At 72.5% G+C, this 16,179-nt stretch carries 15 protein-coding genes; 9 read left to right on the forward strand and 6 right to left on the reverse strand.

What is annotated here, in order from left to right:
* Positions 1–1,775 (forward strand): amidohydrolase (locus ACFY1H_RS44320; protein ID WP_386956089.1); only part of this gene is annotated, 1,775 nt, incomplete at its 5' end.
* Between the two features lie 52 nt (positions 1,776–1,827).
* Here the strand turns inward: ACFY1H_RS44320 and ACFY1H_RS44325 are convergent.
* Positions 1,828–2,850 (reverse strand): LLM class flavin-dependent oxidoreductase, encoded by a 1,023-nt coding sequence (locus ACFY1H_RS44325; protein ID WP_386956090.1) that lies wholly within the window; start codon positions 2,848–2,850, stop codon positions 1,828–1,830.
* Between the two features lie 109 nt (positions 2,851–2,959).
* On the opposite strand from ACFY1H_RS44325, the gene ACFY1H_RS44330 reads away from it, so the two are divergent.
* The 4 genes from ACFY1H_RS44330 (at position 2,960) to ACFY1H_RS44345 (ending at position 7,000) form a co-directional block, all read left to right on the forward strand.
* Complete coding sequence (locus ACFY1H_RS44330; RefSeq protein WP_386956091.1) at positions 2,960–4,747, forward strand: NACHT domain-containing protein; 1,788 nt, start codon at positions 2,960–2,962, stop codon at positions 4,745–4,747.
* A complete protein-coding gene (locus ACFY1H_RS44335; RefSeq protein WP_366589535.1) occupies positions 4,702–4,944 on the forward strand; it encodes a hypothetical protein in 243 nt (80 codons plus the stop codon). Before ACFY1H_RS44330 ends, ACFY1H_RS44335 begins: the two co-directional genes overlap by 46 nt.
* Before the next feature lie 6 nt (positions 4,945–4,950).
* Positions 4,951–6,045 carry a hypothetical protein gene (locus ACFY1H_RS44340; RefSeq protein ID WP_366589533.1) on the forward strand — a complete coding sequence of 365 codons (1,095 nt, stop codon included), beginning with the start codon at positions 4,951–4,953 and terminating at the stop codon, positions 6,043–6,045.
* A 112-nt stretch (positions 6,046–6,157) separates the two neighbouring features.
* A complete protein-coding gene (locus ACFY1H_RS44345; protein WP_386956092.1) occupies positions 6,158–7,000 on the forward strand; it encodes a helix-turn-helix domain-containing protein in 843 nt (280 codons plus the stop codon).
* A gap of 3 nt (positions 7,001–7,003) precedes the next feature.
* Here the strand turns inward: ACFY1H_RS44345 and ACFY1H_RS44350 are convergent, their stop codons facing one another.
* From ACFY1H_RS44350 to ACFY1H_RS44360, 3 genes are all read right to left on the reverse strand, one after another.
* Entirely contained in the window at positions 7,004–7,561 is a 558-nt protein-coding gene (locus ACFY1H_RS44350) for a flavoprotein (RefSeq protein WP_386956094.1), read from the reverse strand.
* A gap of 72 nt (positions 7,562–7,633) precedes the next feature.
* Positions 7,634–8,989, reverse strand: coding sequence for an MFS transporter (locus ACFY1H_RS44355; protein WP_386956095.1), 1,356 nt, complete (start codon positions 8,987–8,989; stop codon positions 7,634–7,636).
* A 204-nt stretch (positions 8,990–9,193) separates the two neighbouring features.
* Complete coding sequence (locus tag ACFY1H_RS44360) at positions 9,194–10,270, reverse strand: 1-aminocyclopropane-1-carboxylate deaminase/D-cysteine desulfhydrase (protein WP_386956097.1); 1,077 nt, start codon at positions 10,268–10,270, stop codon at positions 9,194–9,196.
* Between the two features lie 76 nt (positions 10,271–10,346).
* Here ACFY1H_RS44360 and ACFY1H_RS44365 point away from each other — a divergent pair, with 76 nt between their 5' ends.
* The gene (locus tag ACFY1H_RS44365; protein WP_386956099.1) at positions 10,347–11,249 is read left to right on the forward strand and encodes a LysR family transcriptional regulator; all 903 of its coding nucleotides are present in this window, start codon (positions 10,347–10,349) and stop codon (positions 11,247–11,249) included.
* A 48-nt stretch (positions 11,250–11,297) separates the two neighbouring features.
* Here ACFY1H_RS44365 and ACFY1H_RS44370 read toward each other — a convergent pair whose 3' ends face one another.
* Positions 11,298–11,564 carry a hypothetical protein gene (locus ACFY1H_RS44370; RefSeq protein ID WP_366589520.1) on the reverse strand — a complete coding sequence of 89 codons (267 nt, stop codon included), beginning with the start codon at positions 11,562–11,564 and terminating at the stop codon, positions 11,298–11,300.
* Positions 11,565–11,770: 206 nt separating this feature from the next.
* Here ACFY1H_RS44370 and ACFY1H_RS44375 point away from each other — a divergent pair, with 206 nt between their 5' ends.
* Genes ACFY1H_RS44375 through ACFY1H_RS44385 form a run of 3 tightly spaced genes read left to right on the forward strand, consistent with a single transcriptional unit; the run spans position 11,771 to position 13,352 of the window.
* Positions 11,771–12,373, forward strand: a complete 603-nt coding sequence (locus tag ACFY1H_RS44375) for a sulfite oxidase-like oxidoreductase (protein ID WP_386956100.1) — start codon at positions 11,771–11,773, stop codon at positions 12,371–12,373.
* Positions 12,343–13,095 carry a ferredoxin reductase gene (locus ACFY1H_RS44380; RefSeq protein WP_386956101.1) on the forward strand — a complete coding sequence of 251 codons (753 nt, stop codon included), beginning with the start codon at positions 12,343–12,345 and terminating at the stop codon, positions 13,093–13,095. The genes ACFY1H_RS44375 and ACFY1H_RS44380 overlap by 31 nt, the downstream gene beginning before the upstream one ends.
* The gene (locus tag ACFY1H_RS44385; protein WP_366589512.1) at positions 13,092–13,352 is read left to right on the forward strand and encodes a DUF6510 family protein; all 261 of its coding nucleotides are present in this window, start codon (positions 13,092–13,094) and stop codon (positions 13,350–13,352) included. Before ACFY1H_RS44380 ends, ACFY1H_RS44385 begins: the two co-directional genes overlap by 4 nt.
* Here the strand turns inward: ACFY1H_RS44385 and ACFY1H_RS44390 are convergent.
* A complete protein-coding gene (locus tag ACFY1H_RS44390) occupies positions 13,343–16,042 on the reverse strand; it encodes an AAA family ATPase (protein ID WP_386956102.1) in 2,700 nt (899 codons plus the stop codon). The two genes, ACFY1H_RS44385 and ACFY1H_RS44390, sit on opposite strands and share 10 nt — an antisense overlap.
* Between the last annotated feature and the right edge of the window lie 137 nt (positions 16,043–16,179).

A 16,179-nucleotide genomic window follows, 5' to 3' on the forward strand; every position in this document is an offset into this window, starting at 1 on the left:
TCCGTTCTCCCGTCCCGGAAGGTGAAGGCATGTGCCAGCTGTGTGGTTCCGAACCGCGGGAAAGCTCCGCGATCTCGAGGCGGACGTTGTTCGCCGCGGCGGCCGGGCTGGCCGTGACGCCGATGATGCTCGGGACGCCCGCGGAAGCCGCGACCCACGCGGACGCCGAGGCCGACCTGATCCTCCACAATGGACACGTCGTGACCGCGGCGCTGCACGGGCGCACCACGCAGGCGATCGCGATCCGCGGGGGCAGGGTGCTCGCGGCCGGCCCGTCGGATCGGATCCGGCGCCTGGGCGGGCGGCACACGCGGACCGTGGACCTCAAAGGTCGCGCGGTGGTGCCGGGGCTGATCGACAGCCACCTGCACCAGTTCACCTCGGCGCTCGACCGGCCCAACGTGTCGCTGCTGGAAGCGCGCAGCATCGCCGACGTCGTCGCGGCCATCGGCACCCGGGTCGCCGCGAGCGCAGCCGGCGCGTGGGTGCAGGCGCGGTCGGGCTGGCACGAGAGCCTGCTCGCCGAAGGCCGGCTGCCCGCGCGGGCCGAGCTCGACCCGGTGTCGCCCGAGAACCCGGTGTTCATCCCGCGCGGCGGCCACGTCGCCACCGTGAACAGCAAAGCGCTGGAACTCGCCGGCATCACGCGTGACACCCCCGATCCGACGGGCGGCGTCATCGTCCGCGACGCGAACGGCGAGCCCACGGGCGTGCTGCTGGAACGCGCGCGTTCGCTCGTGACGCCGGTGTTGCCGGCCCCGCCGTCCGCCGACCAGCAGCGCCGGCAGTTGCGCGACCAGATGGCCGAGCACAACGCGCTGGGCATCACCGGCGTCACCGAGCCGGGGCTGGACCCTTCGCAGATCGAGATCTACACACGCCTGTGGCACGACGGCGAGATGACCACGCGCGCGCACCTGCTGTGGCGGATTGCCGCGCTCGCGGACGTCGACGCGGCCGTGGCGGCCTTCAAGCCGCGCACCGGCGACGACATGCTCCGCTTCGACGGCCTCAAGTACCTCTCCGACGGCGGCGTCGAAGGCGGCTTCCTGCGCGACCCGTACCAGCTGGTGCCCGGCGAGCAGACCAGCCCGGACTACCACGGCGTGCAGCTGCTTCCGCCCGGCGGCCGGGACGAGCTGACCGAGATGTACCGCCGCGCCGCGCGCCACGGCTTCCAGGTGCAGACCCATGTCGTCGGCGACGCGGCGATGGACTTCATCGTCGACGTCCTCGCCACCGTGCACCGCGACACGTCGCTCGCGCACCTGCGCTGGGTCCTGATGCACCTGTTCCTGCCCAGCGGCCCGAACCTCGCGCACATGCGGAAGATGGGCCTGCTCGCGAGCGTGCAGGACCACCCCGTGCTGCTCGGCGCCAACCAGGTCAAGTGGTGGGGCGCCGAACGCGGCTCCCGCGCCGTGCCCATCCGCGACATCCTCGACGCGGGCCTGCTCGCCGGCGGCGGCACCGACGCCCCGGTGGTCCCGCCCAGCCCCCTGTGGTCACTCGGCTGGATGGTCACCCGCGAGACCCTCAAGGGCGACGTCCTCGGGCCCGAACAGGCCATCACCGCCCGCGAGGCCCTGCACCTCTACACCCTCGGCAGCGCGCAGACGCAGTTCGCCGAGCACACCCTCGGCACTCTCGACCCCGGCAAACTCGCCGACCTCGTCGTCCTCGACGCCGACCCCCTGACCACCGACCCCGGCGCGATCAAGGACCTGGGCGTGACCATGACCGTCGTCGGCGGGCGGGTGGTGCACGAAACCTGAGGACCACGTGACAGCGCGGGCCCGGCCGACCGGCCGAGCCCGCGCGGAGAACTCAGCGCCAGCCGAGCTCGGGAGCCACGTGCGTCAGGATGCTCTCCAGCACGTGGGCGTTGTACTCCACCCCGAGCTGGTTCGGGATCGTCAGCAGCAGGGTGTCGGCGGCCTCGACGGCCTCGTCCTCCTTGAGCTGCCGCACGAGCTCGTCGGGCTCGGCCGCGTAGGAGCGGCCGAAGATCGCGCGCGTGTTCTCGTCGATCATGCCGACCTGGTCGCGCGAGTTGCGGTCGCGGCCGAAGTAGGCGCGGTCGAGGTCGTTGGTGAGGGCGAAGATGCTGCGGCTGACCGACACGCGTGGTTCGCGCTCGTGGCCGGCCTCCTTCCACGCCTCGCGGTAGGCCTCGATCTGCTTGCGCTGCTGGACGTGCAGGGGCTCGCCCGTCTCGTCGTCCTTGAGGGTGGAGCTCTGCAGGTTCATGCCGAGCTTCGCGGCCCACACGCCGGTCGCGTTGGAGCCGGAGCCCCACCAGATGCGCTCGCGCAGGCCGGGCGAGTGCGGTTCGACCCGCAGCAGGCCGGGCGGGTTGGCGAACATCGGGCGCGGGTTCGGCTGGGCGAAGCCTTCGCCCTCGATGACCTTCAGGAAGACCTCGGCGTGCTGGCGGGCCATGTCCGCGTCGGTCTCGCCCTCGGCGGGGGCGAAGCCGAAGTAGCGCCAGCCGTCGATCACCTGCTCGGGGGATCCCCGGCTGATGCCGAGCTGAAGCCTGCCGCTGGAGATGAGGTCGGCCGCGCCGGCGTCCTCCGCCATGTACAGCGGGTTCTCGTAACGCATGTCGATCACGCCGGTGCCGATCTCGATCTTCGAGGTGCGGGCGCCGATGGCCGAGAGCAGCGGAAACGGGCTGCCGGCCTGCCGCGCGAAGTGGTGCACGCGGAAGTAGGCGCCGTCCACACCGAGCTCCTCGGCCGCCACCGCCAGGTCGATGGACTGGTGCAGGAAGTCCTTCGCCGACCGGGTCTCGGAGTGCGGGGTGTCCGACCAGTGGCCGAACGAGAGGAAACCAATCTTCTTCACGCCCGTGGAAGCGTACGCGGGCCTCGATTGATTCCCGCACGCGGTGCGGCTCACGTCCTCGCCGCGGGTCGCCCCGGCCGGTAACCTGAACCCGGAACGCACACTGGGGGTGTCCGTCGTAGATCCGCTCTCCTCCGCACTGGTGGCCACGCTGGGTGCCACCTTCTCCGCGCTCTACCAGTGGGCGGTCGAGCGCGGCGCCGACAAGCTCACGGCCGGCCGCCGGGCGCGCGCCCTCGGCGATCCCCACCGGCAGCTGGTCGCGGCCGAAGAGGACCTGGCCGAGCTGCGGCGGGTCGAGTTCCCGGCCGTGCCCGACGGCGACTGCCAGGCCGCGCTCGACGCGGTGGCGGTCGCCCTCGACGCCGCCGACGTGGGCGGGCTCGTGCGCACCAACCCCGCCGTGCTCGTCGACGAAGACCGCCTGCAAGCCCGCGTCCGCGCCGCCGGCGGCCCCGCGCTCGACGCCGCCGCCCTGGGCTCCGACGGCACCGCGGCGTTCCACCGCCTGATCGACGAGTGCTGCCGGCGCGTCGCCCGCCGCGCGCGGGCCGTCGACGAGGTGATGCGCGCCGTGCAGGCCGGGATGGCCGGCGACGTGCTGAAGATCCGCCGCGCCGTCGCCGACCTGCAGGGCCAGGAGGACCGGCGCACCCGCGACCGCGCCGAAGCCTTCGAGCAGCACTACCTGTCCTACCTCGCGACGGACTACGCCACGTTCGAGCTGTTCCAGGTCGGCCACGGGCGCGCCCCCGTGCGCCACTCGTTCTCGCAGTACTACGCGGCGCCGTCGGTCACCCGCCAGGGCGGGACGGCCGCGGGCTCGGCGCTGACCGGCGCGGGCACCAACACCGCCCACGCGCTGGCCGCCGAACGCCGGGTCCTGCTGGTCGGCGGCGCGGGGGCGGGGAAGACGACGCTGCTGCAGTGGCTGGCCTACACGGCGGCCACCGCCGAGTTCACCGGCGACGGCGAAAGCGAAGACCCCTGGCGCGGCGTCGTGCCGTTTTTCGTGCCGCTGCGCGAGTTCGCCGACCGCGGCCTACCGCAGCCCGAAGACCTCGTGCGCGTCACGGCCCCTGCGCTGGCCGGCGAGAAACCCGCCCGGTGGGTCAGCGAGCTGCTGCGGTCCGGCCGCGCGATGGTGCTCGTCGACGGCGTGGACGAGGTCCTGCAGCCGCGCCGGGAGGAGGTGCGCCGCTGGCTCGAAGGCCTGCTGCGCGGTTACCCCGAAGCGCGCTACGTCGTGAGTACCCGCCCCGCCGTCGTCGACCCGGGGTGGCCGATCGCCGGCGAGCCCTTCCCCGCGTATGAGCTGCTTCCGCTGAGCGGGCGGGGCATGCGGGAGCTCATCGGCAACTGGTTCAGCGCCGCCCGGGCGATGGAGCACGACGAGCTGCAGCGCTCCTGGCTCGCCGGCTGCGAGCAACGCCTCGGAGACGCGCTCGCGACCCGCCCGGACGTGCGCGGGCTGGTCTCGAGCCCGCTGCTGTGCTCCCTGCTGTGCGCGCTCTACCGGCGGGAGAACATGTACCTCCCGCAGAGCCGCAAGGACCTGCTCGACAAGGCGCTGAAGCTGCTGCTCGGCGAGTGGGACACCCGGCGCGGGGTGCAGGTCGAGGACGAGCTGAAGATGTCGGACAAGGAGAAGATCATCCTCCGGAGCGGTTCGCCGCGCCGATGGTCCGCAACGCCGAGCTGCTCGTACACCCCGAAGACGCGCGCAAGCGCTTCGGCCGCGCCATGTCCGGGCTGCGCTCGCAGGGCATCGAGCCCGACCTGGTGCTGCGGCACCTGCTGGAGCGCAGCGGCGTGCTGCGGCAGAACCACGTCGACGGGCGGATCGCGTTCGTGCACCGCACGTTCCGCGACTTCCTCGCGGCGGGCGAGTTCGTGAAGTCCGGCGAGCTCGGCTACCTCGTGGAGCACGCGCACGACGACGCGCTCAACGAGGTCGTGTTCATGGTCGCCGCCCAGGCCCGCGCCCGGGAGGCCGGCGACCTGCTGGCCCGGCTGTTGGAACGGGCGCGCAAGCGAGGCAACCGCGAAGTGGCCGACCGGCTGTCGCTGCTGGCCGCGGCGGCGATGAGCTAGGTCGACATGATCGAGCCCGAGCAGGTGCGCACCGACGTGCTGGCCGCCGTGCGCGGGCTCATCCCGCCGGCCGGGTTCGACCAGGCGGAGCTACTGGCCAAGGCCGGCTCGTTCGTGATCGACCTGCTCCCCGGGCCGGCCGAGATCACCCGGCACGCGAGCACCGACGCGGATCTGGTGGCCGCGCGGGTGATCCGCACGCTCGCGCTGATCGGCGGCGAGGAGTCGTTCGAGAAGATCCAGGCGTTCAGCCGCACGCACCGGGGCTCGGTGATCGACGAGCTGCTGCGGGCATGGCGCCACAACGAGTACTCCGAGGAGTACGCCGCCACCTTGCTGTCCACTGTGGACTTCGGCGACTTCGTGCTGGAGGTGCACCGCTGGGACGTGCTGCGCCGGCTGCGCCACCTGCACACGCTCACGGCCATCCAGCTCGTCGGCGACGTGACGCTCGACGACCCGGCCCTCGGGCTGCACCCGCTCACCCGGCTGCCCGCCCTGCGCCACCTCGAGATCAAGTCCAACGACGTCGTGCACGACCTCGAAGGGCTCGTCGCGTGCCGCGCGCTGCGTTCGCTGTGGATCACCGGGTTCGGCAGCGCGCTGACCGACCTGTCGGCGCTGTCGCGCATGCACCTCACCGACCTGCGGCTGCACGCCGGCACCCTCGACGCGATCAAGGCGCTGGCGTCGGTCGAGGGCACTTACCTGCCGCGGTTGTCGGTGCGCCACCGCAAGCTCGTCGACGGCCTGGACGTGCTGCCCGAGGGCCTGCGCGTCGGCGAGCTCGTGGTCGACATGGGCGCGGACCAACGTGACCTGACCGGCATCACCCGCCTCGCCGGCGTGCACACCGTCGCCGCGGCCGGCATTCCCTCCGTCGCGGAGGTCGACGAGCTGGCCGCGCTGCCGGAGCTGCGCGCCCTCGTCCTCACCGCCGCGACCCCGGCGCGGGACCTCGTGCGCCTTCGCCGGCTCGGCGCGCTGCGCATCGAGCTGTCGGGCCTCGCCCCGGCCGACGAGCGGGCGGCGCACGAAGCGCTGCCGGAAGCCGACCTCGTGCTGCACCTCGACCGGGCGGCGAGCATCACCGAACGCTGAAGGTCGCGCTGTGTCACCATCGAACGGTGGCAGCACCCTCGTCCTGGTCCACAGAGGACGTCGCCGCGCCCGATGCGTTCGGGTACTGGTCCGACGTCATCTGCGACACCTCGTGCAGGTCGCGGCCCGCGCGACCGGCGAGGCGCCGTTCACGGGCCGGCTCTCGCACGCCACCGTCGACGGCGTCGGGCTGTCGACGGTCGCGTCCGGCCCGCAGGAAGTGGCGCGCACGAAGCGGCTGATCGCCCGCGACCCGGACGAGTACCTGCTGGTCAACGTGCAAACGGGCGGGCGCTCCCTGGCGCAGCAGGACGGCCGGACGGCCACGCTGGAGCCGGGCACGATGACGGTGCTGGACAGCACGCGGCCCTACCGGCTGGAGTTCGCCGGCGCGTTCTCCCAGGTCATCCTGCGGGTGCCGCGGACGCTGCTGCCCGCCCGGGTCGCGGCGGGCGGCACGGCCGTCGAGCTGGACGGGCGCGGGCCCGGCGGGCTCGTCGCCGAGTTCCTGGCCGGCCTGGCCCGGCAGCAGCGCGAAGAACCGGAGGTGGCCGCCGCCTTGCTGCCGCACGCGATCGGCCTGCTGGAAACGGCCCTCGACTGGGCCGCCCGCGGCACCACCCCGACGTCGGCTTCGCTGTCGCGGCAACGGATCCACCGGTTCGTCCGGCAGCACCTGGCCGACCCGGCGCTCGACGCCGGCGCCGTGGCCGCGGGGTGCGGACTCTCGCGCCGGTCGGTGTTCCGGGCGCTGGCCGACGACGGCGAGCCGCTCACCGCGTTGATCCGCCGCCTGCGCGTGGCCCGCGCCCGGCGGCTGCTGCGGGACCGGCCGGACCTGCCGCTGGCCGCGATCGCCGCGCAGTCCGGCTTCGGCGGCGCGGCCCAGCTGCACCGGGCGTTCCGCGCCGTCGAGGGCACGACACCGGGGACCTACCGGGCGAACCGGCCCTGAGGCTCAGCCCATCAGCTCGCGCACGATCTCCAGGAACCGGGGCGGCGGCGGGGGCTGCGGGCTCTCGACGAACGCGCCGGCCGCCACGTCGTAGCGCGGGCCGGATGCCGGGTCGTACACGTGGTAGCCGTCTTCGCGCAGCTGGGCCACGTTGCGCTGCACCGCGGCCTTCGCCCACATCTCCCCCGTCATCACCGGGAAGAACGCGACGGGGTGCGTGGTGGCCAGCACGGTCGTGGCGAGCATGTTCGGCGCGGCACCGGCGGCGACCGTCGAGAGCGTGTGCGCGCTGGCCGGGAGGATCACCGTGAGGTCGTGCCCGGCCGCGAGCGTCGCGTGGTTCTCGGCCGGCCACGTCGCCGCCTCCTCGCCGGTCACCACGCGGTCGGCGAACAGGCCGACGGTGTGCGCGGGCAGGAAAGTCGCGGCGGTGTGCGTCATGAGCACGGTGATCGGGCCGCGCAGGACCGTCCGCAGCGCGCCGAGGTACATCGGCAGCGTCGCGACCGCGGCCGAACCGGTCGCCCCGACGAGCAGGCGGCCTTCGAAAGTGTTGTCCATGCGACCACCATGGCCCATCGGCGCGGTTCGGGCGTGACCGAGTGTGCCCGGACGAGTGACGCCTCGCGCCAGTCAGCCCTCCCGTGCCGGCGATCCCGGCAGGGGCTTGCGCGCCGACTCCCGCATGAAGAACACGCAGATGCCGCCGATCACACCGGCGATCATCAGGTAGTACGCCGGCCAGTCGAGGTCTCCCGTGCCCGAGACGAGCGCGCTCATCACCGTCGCCGTGGTGCCGCCGAACAGGGACACCGAAAGGTTGAACGCGATCGACAGCCCGCCGGCGCGGACGTTCGTCGGGAACAGCGCCGGCAGCGTCGACGGCAGGATCGCCGAGAACAGCACCAGCACGAGTCCCATCACCAGCAGACCGAAGAACGTCGAGGTGCTGCCGCCCGCGCGGACCAGCAGCACGGCGGGCAGCGACAGCACCACGAGCCCGAGGCAGCCGGCCAGGATCACCGGCCGCCGGCCCACCTTGTCCGAGAGCCGCCCGACGAACGTGATCACCACCATCAGCAGCACGAGCACCACGATCTGCAGGATCTCCGACGCCGTCTTGCCGACGCCGGTGTGCTGCTCGGGCAGCGTTTCAGTCAGGTAGGTCGGCATGTAGCTGGTGAGCATGTAGTTCGCGACGTTCCACGTCAGCACGAGCCCGGCGCACAGCAGCATCGCGGGCCAGTACTTCGTGAACACCGCGCGCAGCTCGCCGCCCAGCGACTGCACGCGCTCGTTCTGCTTCTCGTTCTCCTGCAGCTGCGCGAACGCGGGCGACTCCTCCAGCCGTTGCCGCAGGTACAGCCCGACGGCGCCGAGCGGCAGCGCGAGCAGGAACGGGATGCGCCACCCCCACGTGAGCAACGCCTGGTCGGACAGGACCGCGCTGAGCACGGTCGCGATCGTGGCGCCGAACGCGTAACCGGTCAGCGTGCCGAACTCCAGCCAGCTGCCGAAGAACCCGCGCCGGCGGTCCGGCGCGTACTCGGCGATGAACGTCATGGCGTTGCCGTACTCGCCACCGGTCGAGATGCCCTGCACCAGCCGGGCGAGCAGCACGAGCAGGGGCGCGGCGAGGCCGATGGCGCCGTAGCTCGGGATCACGCCGAGGGCGAACGTGCCCAGCGCCATGAGGATCACCGTGAGCGAGAGGACCTTCTTCCGCCCGATCCGGTCCCCCAGCGGCCCGAAGATCAGCCCGCCGAACGGGCGGATCAGGAACGAGACCGCGAACACCCCGAACGTCGCGATCTGCCCGGCCGAAGCCGGCAGGTCCGTGAAGAACACCTTCTGGATGGTCGTCGCCAGGTACCCGTAGACGCCGAAGTCGTACCACTCGGTGATGTTGCCGATCGCGGCCGCGCCGACCGCCCGGTTGATCACCGCGGGCTCGACGACCTGGACGTCGCCGGCCTTGCCCTCCACCATGGATCCACCTTCCGGCCGCCCTCCGTTCAGCGGCCGCGTACGAGTGTCTCCCGGATCGGCGAGGTCTGCCGGTTCACGGCGCATTGCCCTGGTGGGGCACGGTTTTCCCGCGGTTTCGGCCCGCCGGCACGAGGCGAGAAACGGCACGACGACGACCAGGGTGTGTCCGACAACATCGTGGTCCAGACCATCGGGCGCTGCGGCTCAGTCGGCGATGTGGCCGACGACCTGGGGGATTTCGAACAGGTTGCCGGTGTCCCCGGTGTGCAGGAACGCGACGTTGCTGCCGGCGGGGATCCGCCCGCTGCGGGCGTGGTCGAGCAATCCCGCGAGCCCCTTGCCGGTGTAGACGGGGCCGACGAAGACGCCCTCCGCTCGGGCCAGCTCGCGGATGGCCGCGGTGCTTTCGGGGGACGCGACGGCGTACTCCTCGCCGATGAAGCGCTGGTCGATGTCGATCTCGGCGCGGATCGTCGCGTCGTCGGGAACGGGTGCGCCCAAGGTGGCCAGAACCGCCTTGGTCCGTTCGACGATCACGCCGGGGTTCACCCGGTCTTCGTCGTTGACCCTCTGGATGGAGATCGACCGGAACTTCACCGGGTGGCCGAGGCTCAGCTTGGCGGCCAGCATCCCCGGCAACGCCGTCCCGGTACCGATCGTGTGGTAGACGAAGTCGAGCTCGACCCCCGCGGCGCCGGACTGTTCGAGCATCTCCCGGAAGGTCAAGGCGTGCGCGATGAAGCCGTCGGGGTGTGCCCCGCCGGTTCCGACGACGAGAACCTTGTGCCCCTGCGCCTCGAGTTCGGCCTTGCGCACCGCGATGGCGTCGGTGATCCGCGCGGCCTCCTTCGGCGAGTGCCATTCGTTGCCGGTGACGTTGATGACGTGGGTTTCGACTCCCATCGTCTTGTTGAGCAGGTAGTTGCCGCGGAACTCGCGCAGTTCACCCTGCCGGGACACGTTCCGCGTCAGGACCAGGATCGGCGTGATTTTTGCGCTCAGGCAGGCGGCGGCGAACTGAAGCCCCGAGTTGGTCAGGTACGCGCCCTGGGTGATCACGTGCGTCACCCCGTCTTCGAGGGCGCGCCCGAGAATGAACTCGGCCAGGCGCAGCTTGCTTCCGCTGATCGCACTGGGGCCGGCCAGGTCCTCGCGTTTCAGGAAGAAGTTGATGCCATACGCCGCGGACAGGTTGGGCAAGGCGTGGAACGGAGTGGGGTAGAACCCGACGCGGCGTCGGGGGAGCTTGTCGATGGTGGTGTCGAAGTGCGTGAAATCCATGCGTCCAGCGTCAACCACGACTGGCGATTAGCACAAACGATGATATCTGTTCGACCGATAAGCTACTCTTATTTTCATGTCTTGGCTGTTCGATCCGCGGCATCTGGTGACCCTGGCGACCGTCGTGCGGCTCGGCTCGTTCGCGGCGGCCGCCGACGAGCTGGGCTACACCCAGTCCGCGGTCTCGCAGCAGGTCGCGGAACTGGAACGACGGATCGGTGCGCGAGTCGTGGTCCGGCGTCCCGTCCGGGCGACCGAGGCCGGGAAAGTCCTGCTCGACACCGAGGCCGCCATCAGCGCGTCGATGAGCCACGCCGCCACCGAACTCGCGGCGCTGGCGGAGGGAACGGTCGGCGAGGTGCGGCTCGGCGCGTTCATCTCCGCGGCCGCCTCGATCGTCCCTCCCGCGCTCGCGCGCCTGCGTGCGAGCCGTCCGGCGGTGCACATCACGCTCCGCGAACTCGAGCAGCGCGAAACGCACGCGCTGCTGTTCCGGGGTGAGATCGACCTGGCCATCACCTTCGACTACGAGCACGCGCCCGAGCCGGCGCCGGCCGGGCTCAGGCAAGAGCACCTCGTGGACGATCCGATCATGGTCGTCCTTCCCACCGGTCATCCCCTGGCCGGAGCCGACCGGGTCACCCCGGCCGACCTGCCGTCGGACGCGTGGATCAACACCGCGGTCGACTTCCGCGACCTGGCAACGTCATCCGTCGCCGGCGCCCGGGGAAGCGGACACCGGCTGGACTTCGACGGCATGGACTTCCGGACCGCGCTCAATCTCGTGGCGGCAGGCCTCGGCGTCGCGCTGCTGCCGCGGTTGTTGCTGCTGGACGCTCCCCCCAGCGTGGTGGCGCTCCCGATGCGGCAGCCCACCCTCGTCCGTCGCCTCTACACCTGCCGGCTCGACACCCGGGGAGTGACCGCGCCGATCAGACGGCTCGAGGCGTACTTGCGGGAAGCCGCAACGGAACTCTGAACAGGTGGCCGTCCGTCCACGGCGGTCGTCCTGCACGCCCGGCAGCGGTCAGCGCACGCGCGCCGGACGCAGCCACTCCACGTCCAGGATCCACCGCTTCCCGCACTGGCGCAGCCGGCCGGAGGCGATCACCGGGCGCAGGATGCTGGCCCGGGTCAGCGCGGTGTGGTCCGTGGGGAACTCGAGCGCGACGCAGTCCCCCGAGCCGTCGAGGACGACGGCCAGGTCGAGCCGCCCGTCTTGCGCCGCGCGGACCTCGAGCACCCCCGTGACCACCACCCGCAGGCCGGCCCGTGAGCCGATCGTGCCGGTCACCCCTTCACTCCTCCCCGACTGCTCCCTGGTCCGCCAGGGTGCCCCGGCCCAGGCCGCGGTCGCATCGGTAGGAGCCCGGGCGTGCGACCCCGGTCGTACCCGGGCCGGTGGGACGACGCGGGAGTTCCCCGACGCGAACCGCAGCCCGGGCGGGAAACGCTCCACGGCACGAAACCCGGAGCAGCCGGGCACGGGAGGTGCACCTGATGGCGTTCACCCGCAACTTCCACCGCACACGCCACACGGAAGTCGACCCGGCGCGGGTGCCGCCGGGCCAGTACGTGACGCCGGGGTTCCCGGTGCTGTCCGCCGGGCCGACGCCGAAGGTGGTCGCGGGCGAGTGGACGTTCACCGTGCGCGGCGCGGCGAAGCGCCCCGTCACCTGGACGTGGGACGCGATGCGCGCGCTGCCGGCCGAGTCGATCACCGTGGACATCCACTGCGTCACGAAGTGGACGAAGCTGGACACCTCGTGGGCCGGCGTCTCTCTCGACACTCTGCTCGACGGCGTGGAAACCCAGGCGGGATACGCGGTCGCGTTCAGCGAAGGCGGTTACACCACGAACTTGCCACTGGCCGACCTGACCGGCGGCAAGGCCTGGCTGGTCTACGAGTTCGGCGGCGCCCCGCTGGAGCCCGAACACGGTGGCCCGGTGCGGTTGCTCGTGCCCCACCTCTACTTCTGGAAGAGCGCCAAGTGGGTGCGGGGCCTCGATCTGCGCGAGCGGAACGAACCCGGCTTCTGGGAGCGCTACGGCTACCACGACTACGGAGACCCATGGCGGGAACAGCGGTACGCGGGCGACTGACCTGGCAGCAGGCCACGGTGACCGGCCTCGTCGCGGAGACCTCGAACACCCGCAGCATCGCGTTCGACCTGCCGGACTGGCCGGGCCACCGCGCGGGCCAGCACGTCGATGTCCGCCTCACCGCCGAAGACTGTTACCAGGCCGAGCGCAGCTACTCGATCGCCTCGGCGCCCGAGGATCCCACCGTGGTGCTCACGGTCGAGCGGCTCGACGACGGCGAGGTCTCGCCCTACCTCGTCGACGAGCTGCGGATCGGCGACGAGGTGGAGCTGCGCGGCCCCGTCGGCGGGCACTTCGTGTGGGAGTCCACGTGCGACAGTCCGGTGCTGCTCGTCGCGGGCGGCTCCGGTGTGGTGCCGTTCCGCTCGATGCTGCGCCACCACGCCGCGGCGGGCGCCACAGTGCCGATGCGGCTGCTGTATTCGGCGCGGTCGCGGGAAACCCTGATCTACGCCGACGAGTTCACCCGGCTCGGGGGAAGCGGCGGGATCGACATCCGCGTCACACTCACTCGCGAAAACCCGGGCGACTGGCCGGGCGAGCGCGGGCCGATCGACCGGGACTTCCTCACGCGGACCGGCCTGCCGCCCGCCCGGGAACCGCTGGTCTACGTGTGCGGGCCGACCGGGTTCGTCGAGACCGTGGCGAACACGCTCGTCGACCTCGGCCACCGGCCCGAGCGGATCCGGACCGAACGCTTCGGCGGAACGGGGACACCATGACGACCTTCGACGGCAACGCCATCGCCGGCACCCTCAACGCGGTGTTCGGCGGCGAGATGACCACGGCCAGCGGAACGTGCGCGTCCTGCGGCGCCACCGAAGTCCTGGCGCAGTTGCGGGTCTACCGCGACGCGCCGGGCGTGGTGGCCCGCTGCGGGCACTGCGACGCGGTCCTGATGGTCATCGTGGAGAAACGCGGCATCTCCTGCGTGGACGTGTCGGGCTTCGCGGCGCTGGAGGAGCCCGCTCAGGTCTGAAGCCCGCGCCGGGACGTGACGTTGAGCTTGTCGTAGATCCGGCCCAGGTGCCATTCCACCGTGCGCGGGCTGAGGAACAGCCGCGCGCCGATCTCCGCGTTGGACAGTCCCTCGCGCACCATCCGCACGATCTGGGCCTCCTGCGGGGTGAGCTCCGTGCCGGTCTCCACGGAACGCTTGCGCGCGGTGCCGCCGGTCGCGCGCAGCTCGCGGCCCGCGCGTTCGGCGAACGCCTCCATGCCCATCTCGGTGAACATGTCATGGGCGGTGCGCAGTTGTTCCCGCGCGTCGGCCCGACGGCGCCGGCGGCGCAGCCATTCGCCGTACAGCAGGCGCGCCCGCGCGCACTCGCCCCGGATGCGGGTGCGGGAAAGGCGTTCCACGGCCTCGCGGTAAGCGCTCTCGGCGTCTTCGCCGGTGGCCAGCAACGCGCGTGAGCGGGCCTCGACGCCCAGCGCCCAGTCGGTGCCGCTGGCGCGGGTGGTCACCACGAGCTTGGCGAACGCGTCCTCTGCGGCCGCGGTTTCGCCGAGCCGGGTGGCGGCTTCGATCAGCTCCACCAGCGCGAGCCACGGTTCCACGCCCATCACCGGCGGCCGCTGCCGCGCGTCTTCGCTCGAAGCCAGCGCTTCCGCGTAGAAGCCGAGGCTGTTGCACAGCACCGCCCGGGCCGAGCCGACGATCAGCAGCCCGAACCCTTCGCCGCGCCGCACCGCCTCGGCTTCGGTGCGGGCGATCACGTCGCGGGCCTCGTCCTCGCGGCCGCGCCACGCGGCCAGCAGCAGCGTCCCGTACGTCGCCGCCGGGATGCCGGTCGCGCGCGACACCTCGGCGAGCTCGTCGCGCAGGTGCGCCGCGGTGACCAGGTCCCCCGCGTAGACGTGGGCGCCGATGTGCGACGCGAGCGCGAGCGGCAACGTGTTGAGCGCGCCCTTGTCGCGCGCGAGCTGCAGGTGCCGCGCGGTGTCGAGGGTCTGCTCGTCCCACATGTTCCCGGCCATGATGTGGGCCAGCCACAGCCAGTGCAGTTCTTTCAGCGAAAGCTCGGGCGTGCGGAACGCGCTCAACGCCCGCCGCAGCATCGGCAGCGAGGGCGCGAAGCCGTCGGTGAACCGGATCGCCAGACCGTCGAGGAGCAGATCCGCGGGGCCGGGCGGCTGCGGCGACCGCGGTGCGGCGCGGGCGGCTTCGGCCACCTCACGCAGGTCGGCGTCGGTCACGCCGGCGAACATCCCGGCCAGCAGCGCGTCGAGGTAGGTCTCGCGGGCCAGCCGCACGTCCAGCTCCTCGAGCTGGCGGGCCGCGGCGAACAGCAGCGGCGGCGCCTCGCGGCCGCGGTTGACGGTCATCGAGATCCGGCCGCGCAGCAGGTCGGCCTGCGCCTTCTCGAGCCGGTCGAGGGGGCCCGCCTCGGCGATCGACAGCAGCCGCATCGCTTCCTCGGGCGACCCGGCGACGTGCGTGATGTGGGCCGCCTCGAGCGTGCGCTTGGCTCGGGTCCGGGGCTCTGCCGTCAGCTCGGCCGCGCGTTCCAGCATCGCCGCGGCGGCCGCCATGCCGCCGCGGGACTGTGCCCGGCACGCCGACCGGCCGAGCTCCTCGGCCGCTTCCTCCGCCGGCGCTTCGGCGGCCTGGGCCGCGTGCCAGGCACGGCGGTCCTGGTCGGTCTCGGGGTCGGTGACCTGCGCGAGCGCCCAGTGCGCCCGGCGCCGTTCGCCCGGCGCCGCGGCCTGGTAGATCGCCGAGCGCACGAGCGGGTGGTGGAAGCGCACGTGGGTGCCGATCTCGATCAGCCCGGCGGCCAGCGCGGGCTCCGCGGCCGCGGCGCCGATGTCGAGGAGCCCGGCCGCGCGCCACAGCGTCACGGGGTCGCCCTGCGGTTCGAGAGCGGCGATCAGCAGCAGGCGCGTGGTGTCGGCGTCGAGCTGGGCCAGCCGCGCCTGGTAGCGCTGCTCGATGCGGCGCGGGATCGTGGTCGCTCCGGCCAGGGAGAACCCCTCGGCCAGCTCCTTCGGGCTCAGCCCGCGCGAAAGCTCCACCAGTGCCAGCGGGTTGCCGCGGGTCTCGGCGACGATCCGGTCGCGCACGCGGTCGTCGGCCGGCAGGCGCAGCACTGAGTCGAGCAGGTCGCGCGCCGCCGCGTCGGGTAGCCCCTCGACCACGAGTTGCGCGACGCCCGTCAGCTCCGTGGCCGCGGCGGGTTCCCGCACGGCGAACACGAGCGCGACCGACTCGGCGACCAGCCGGCGGGCGACGAAGGCGAGAGCTTGCGCCGAAGCGCTGTCGAGCCACTGGGCGTCGTCGATCACGCACAGCAACGGCCGGTCCCGCGCCGCCTCGGCCAGCAGCCCCAGCACGGCCAGGCCGACGAGGAACCGGTCGGGCGCGGGGCCGGGACTCAGGCCGAACGCGGTGCGCAGCGCCACCCGCTGCGGGTCCGGGAGGGCTTCGGCGCCGTCGAGCATCGGCGCGCACAGCTGGTGCAGGCCGGCGAACGCGAGCTCCATTTCGGACTGGACGCCCCCGGCCCGCGCGACGCGGATCCCGGCGGCCTGGCCGACGAGGTGGTCCAGCAGGACCGTCTTCCCGACGCCTGCCTCGCCGCGCAGCACGAGCACCTGGCTCTTGCCGGCGCGGACCGAGTCCAGCAGCCGGTCGAGGGTCTCGCGTTCCGCGCGCCGGTCCAGCACTCACCCACCTGCCCGTGTGCTCGCTCTTCCCTTCCGGTCACGGCGACCAGCGGGCGTTCGCAGGATAACCCGATCACCGGCCGGCGCCGGGTACACAGCGTTCACCGGTGCCGCCCGGCTCGCCCGGGTTCGCCCGG

The sequence above is a fragment of the Amycolatopsis sp. NPDC001319 genome (genome assembly GCF_042896185.1).
GTDB lineage: Bacteria > Actinomycetota > Actinomycetes > Mycobacteriales > Pseudonocardiaceae > Amycolatopsis.